The 4,020-nt window shown below is 60.3% G+C and carries 4 protein-coding genes and 2 pseudogenes; 2 read left to right on the top strand and 4 right to left on the bottom strand.

All coding sequences use genetic code 11. The features are described from left to right. The coding region (locus CIW48_RS32685) for an integrase core domain-containing protein (RefSeq protein ID WP_149313198.1) at positions 1–148 on the top strand (148 nt) is incomplete at its 5' end. 189 nt (positions 149–337) lie between these two features. On the opposite strand, the pseudogene CIW48_RS32680 reads toward CIW48_RS32685, so the two are convergent. The 4 genes and pseudogenes from CIW48_RS32680 to CIW48_RS32665 form a co-directional block, all read right to left on the bottom strand. Then, positions 338–965, bottom strand: a pseudogene (locus tag CIW48_RS32680) (tyrosine-type recombinase/integrase); the annotation flags it as partial. Between the two features lie 282 nt (positions 966–1,247). Beyond that, complete coding sequence (locus CIW48_RS32675) at positions 1,248–1,715, bottom strand: BLUF domain-containing protein (protein WP_149314490.1); 468 nt, start codon at positions 1,713–1,715, stop codon at positions 1,248–1,250. A gap of 142 nt (positions 1,716–1,857) precedes the next feature. After that, positions 1,858–2,268: a BLUF domain-containing protein gene (locus tag CIW48_RS32670; RefSeq protein ID WP_149314489.1), complete on the bottom strand. Its 411-nt coding sequence runs from the start codon at positions 2,266–2,268 to the stop codon at positions 1,858–1,860. A 102-nt stretch (positions 2,269–2,370) separates the two neighbouring features. Continuing rightward, on the bottom strand, positions 2,371–3,264 hold the full coding sequence (locus tag CIW48_RS32665) for a cobalamin B12-binding domain-containing protein (protein WP_149314488.1): 894 nt from the start codon (positions 3,262–3,264) through the stop codon (positions 2,371–2,373). Between the two features lie 322 nt (positions 3,265–3,586). Here CIW48_RS32665 and CIW48_RS32660 point away from each other — a divergent pair. After that, positions 3,587–4,020, top strand: a pseudogene (locus tag CIW48_RS32660) (IS110 family transposase); the annotation flags it as partial.

The raw sequence follows: 4,020 nt of genomic DNA, 5'->3' as shown, positions 1-4,020 counted from the left end.
TTCGTGGTTCTTGTCGCTGGCTGATGCCCGTGAGCGCATCGAGGACTGGAGGTGCCACTACAACGAAGATCGACCTCACACGGCTCTGGGCGGCTTGACACCCCGAGCCTTCGCCAAGCAAGCTGTCACAGCCCGAGAACTTGCATAGGCCGTGGACCACAAACGGGGTCAACTCCACAAAACCGGAAAACTCGCACTCACGCCGGACCAAAGCGATGGGGGACGTCATGCCTGCTTACCGGGAAACAGACAGCTCTCTCCCGCGGCAGGTATGGGCGCTTTGCTGCCGGGCTGGTTTCGAAGCCCCTCGACACAGAAGCCGAGAGGCCAAACACTCAATCTCAGTCCCTTCGGCCAGGGTCAGAGCATCCTCAATGTCGACACCGAGGTACCTGACCGTACTCTCAATCTTGGTATGGCCGAGCAGAATCTGGACGACGCGCAGGTTGCCGGTCCGCTTGTAGATCAAAGACGCCTTCGTACGACGCAGGGAATGGGTTCCGTAGTCCTCGCTGCGCAGCCCGATGCCCGTAACCCACTCATCGACGAGGCGCGCATACTGCCGGGTGCTGATGTGCGTGACGCCTGCGAGCCGGCTCGGGAAGGCATAGTCGTCGAGCGTTCCACCCCTGGCCTCCAGCCAGGCCAGGATGCTGGTACGCGCGGGTTCGAGCAAGTCGAACTGCACCGGTCGGCCGGTCTTGCGCTGAATGACGATGGCTCGGCTACGGATGCGACCACCGCTGACAAGGTCGCCAATCTTGAGCTTGACGATGTCGCAGCCGCGCAGCTTGCTGTCGATGGCGAGGTCGAACATTGCCCGGTCGCGTATGCGCCGTTCGCGGTCGAGCCAGAACCGGATGGCAGACCTGCTGAGGTTTGAGGGCTCGCGTGGCGCCGAGCTTGCGGCCAGCGTTCCAGGCCGGCCGTCCTTTCGTGGCCGGATCGTGTGCAGAGTGTCCCATTGTCTATCTCCTCCCCGGCTCATGCCGACAAGGCGAGGGGACACTGAACCGAGGCTCTGGAGATGGAGGGCATATGCGGACGTTCCGCATGCGACCCAAGTCGGCTCTACTGACGGCCGTTGGCGTTTCCCAAAAGCGGCCATTCGTCGGCCACTCGGTAACTTCGGCTTGGGGTGGTGAGCGGCCCTTGGACTTTCGGCAAGAACCGGACGTTCCGCTCACGAGCCGACATAATCGTACAAATTTCCTCAAGATCTGCTGAAATGCTGACCTTGACCCCGATCAAATTCGACCGAGCGGCCTCAAATCGAGTTGTTCGAGAATGCGCATCAGCGTCACCCGATTGTTCTTGTCTTCTGCGCTTTCGAGCGCATCCTGTAGCACCAGACGGATATCCTCGGCTTCGACCTTCTCCATGTCCCAGTTCGGATAGAGGCGCTCTCGCTCTTCCTCGCTCTGGCTCAGCGAAACGATGTCATGATGGCGCTTGTCACGATATAGGGTCGCGATCAGTTTCTGTATCTCGGCACCCGGCCCCTCGATCCACTGGAAGAAGACGCCGCTGCCGAAAACCAGAACCCCGGTGATGCCGTGTGCGAGATTGTTGCGCTGGGCCACCTCGACGATGCGGGAAACTTCGGCGTCGTCAACGCTTTCTGCGGCACGACTACAATAAACAAAATGGCAGAGTGGGACCACCGTAGCTTCGTCTAAATCGGCGCCGCGCGGGATGCCGTATTCGTCGAACATGAGTAAGCTCGCTTCACTTATTCTAGGCAGATCTACGGGCGGATTGAACCGGGCCAATGCCCGCATTCACCGAACGACATCGGTCCGATCCGACTAGTAGCTTTTCATCGATTGCAGATTTTCTAGCCGTTCATAAGGCGCGCTATGCGTCTTCCCGTTCAGGTTCAGCTGCAAGCCGCTCGAATATTTCGAGAGCTTGCAGGTAAGTGGCTTGATCTATCGCTCCGTTCGCAACTTCAGTTTGTGACCACATCCAAGATCGGGCTGGATCATCGCGCATAGCCCAGCCAGGGAATAAACGGTCCGTCACAGTGTGATAAGATAGGCGTCTGATCTCCAGATGCCGGTCGTCCCTTAAGATCCGGGCATAGGTGGCATCCAGCGCTGCAGCCGAACCCTCTAACAACTGCAGATAAACATCTGCCCGACAAATGAGGGCGCCGGTAATCCCATCGCGCGAGTTGCATCGCCGCGATTGCGACAGGATGCCATTGAGCATCGCTTGATCAAATCCGAAGGGGCGTGAGGCATAGATGAGCTGAACGACAGACATTGCTGCTGGATCCTATCAGGCGGTCGGATCGTGGAAGAACCTACATTCGTTCGCTCGCAAGCCTGGAGGATGATAACTGGCTTCGGCGGTTGCAGAATTTCCTCATGGCCTTATCGAGCGTTCTGACCTCGCAGTTGGGAGCAGTCTCTGCGCGAGGAGCACCGCGGTGGGGGCATCCACCGCCGAGGCATCAGCGCCGACCCGTTCGACATATTCGGGATGCTCAAGGAAGACGGGTCCCCCAACCATGACGCCTATCGAAGGGTTGAGGGACGCCTGTCGTACCGCCTGGATCGAGGAAGCAAGTTGATCGAGGTGGCTCTCCCGGCTCAGCGTCAGACCCACCACGCCGAACAACTCCGAACCTACGAGATTGGAGATTTGTTCAGGACTGGAGGCAAGGCCACTCGCCACATGCCAGCCGGCCTTTCGCATGAACTGCTCGACAATCGCCAAGCCGAAGGTGTGTAGTTCGCCTGGTGCTCCCATCAGGAGGATACGGCGCTCGCTATCGTAGGGCGCGATGCCTCCGTCTGAGCCGAACGTGGCCAACAAGAACTGAAGTTGGGCGAGGCCGACCGTTACCTCGATGAAGTCGCACAGATCGTCGTCCCACATGCGTCCCAGCAGGGCCGCCGTAGGTGCCAGCAGGTCGAGGAAAAGGTCGTCGACGCAATAGCCCTTGGACGTCAGAGCGGTGAAAGCGTCCATGACGGCCGCGACGTCGTGCCTGAGGATCAGATCCGTGAACCCCGCGACCGTCTCTGTATCCAGTTTCGGCAGAACGTCTGATCGGACCTGCTTGTCGCCGCGATCAACCAATATCAGCCGAGGGATGATGTCCGTCTGAACGATGTGGCCGAGCGCAAGGGTTCGCTGCCGTGCCTCGTCGACGGATCTCCGTCGTCCATAGTCCTCGCGGACATACGCCGCCTCAGCGATCCCCTCCGTGATCAGACCGGCCCACTCTCGGTGGGGTGATCCCTGATCCAGCATTGTCTCATCCCCATGGTCCGGGGTTGGCATCCCCGCTCGTTATTGACCGTCGTCCGGCGAGTACGAGGCGTAACAGAGACGCAAATGCGCAAGTTGTAAAGAAGGCGGCTTTTCTACCACACTCGGCCGATATCGGCAGGCTACGGCGGGCGGAGGAACACAGCCCCCATTCGCTGAAATACAGGTCTTCGAACGTCCGCCTCTCGTCGACCGCAGCCTAAAGCAGATGGGGTGGATGGCTCCCGCTCCGACTGACGGCATCTCGGTGCCAAGATGTGGTTGCTGTCAAAGCAGCAGCCACGCAGATGCAGGAGCCATCCCCATGGAGATCACCACCGTCGGCATCGATCTGGCCAAGAGCATTTTTTCAGGTTCACGCCGTCGATGCAGCTGGGCACGTCGTCGTTCGCAAGGCGCTACGGCGGGCGCAGGTGGTGCCATTCTTCGCCAAGCTGCCGCGATGCCTAGTCGGCATGGAGGCATGCGGCACGGCGCACCACTGGGCCCGGGAACTCACGAGGCTCGGCCATGACGTCCGGCTGATGCCGCCGGCTTACGTGAAGCCGTACGTCAAGGGCGGTAAAATCGATGCGAACGATGCCGCCGCCATCTGCGAGGCGGTGACGCGCCCGAGCATGCGCTTCGTGCCGGTGAAGGCGACCGAGCAGCAGGCGGCGCTGGCGCTGCACCGGACGCGCGACCTGCTGGTCAAGCAACGCACCCAGTTGGTGAACATGATCCGCGGCCTGCTCGCCG

The organism is Methylobacterium sp. P1-11 (assembly GCF_008329595.1).
Lineage (GTDB): Bacteria > Pseudomonadota > Alphaproteobacteria > Rhizobiales > Beijerinckiaceae > Methylobacterium.
Note: the sequence above shows the minus strand (reverse complement) of the source record. Positions and strands in the feature narration are given on the sequence as shown.

Coding starts and splice junctions, on each gene's coding strand:
- CIW48_RS32675 (WP_149314490.1), bottom strand. CDS start 1,715: ATGTTCGACGAATACGGCATCCCGCGCGGCGCCGATTTAGACGAAGCT.
- CIW48_RS32670 (WP_149314489.1), bottom strand. CDS start 2,268: ATGTCTGTCGTTCAGCTCATCTATGCCTCACGCCCCTTCGGATTTGAT.
- CIW48_RS32665 (WP_149314488.1), bottom strand. CDS start 3,264: ATGCTGGATCAGGGATCACCCCACCGAGAGTGGGCCGGTCTGATCACG.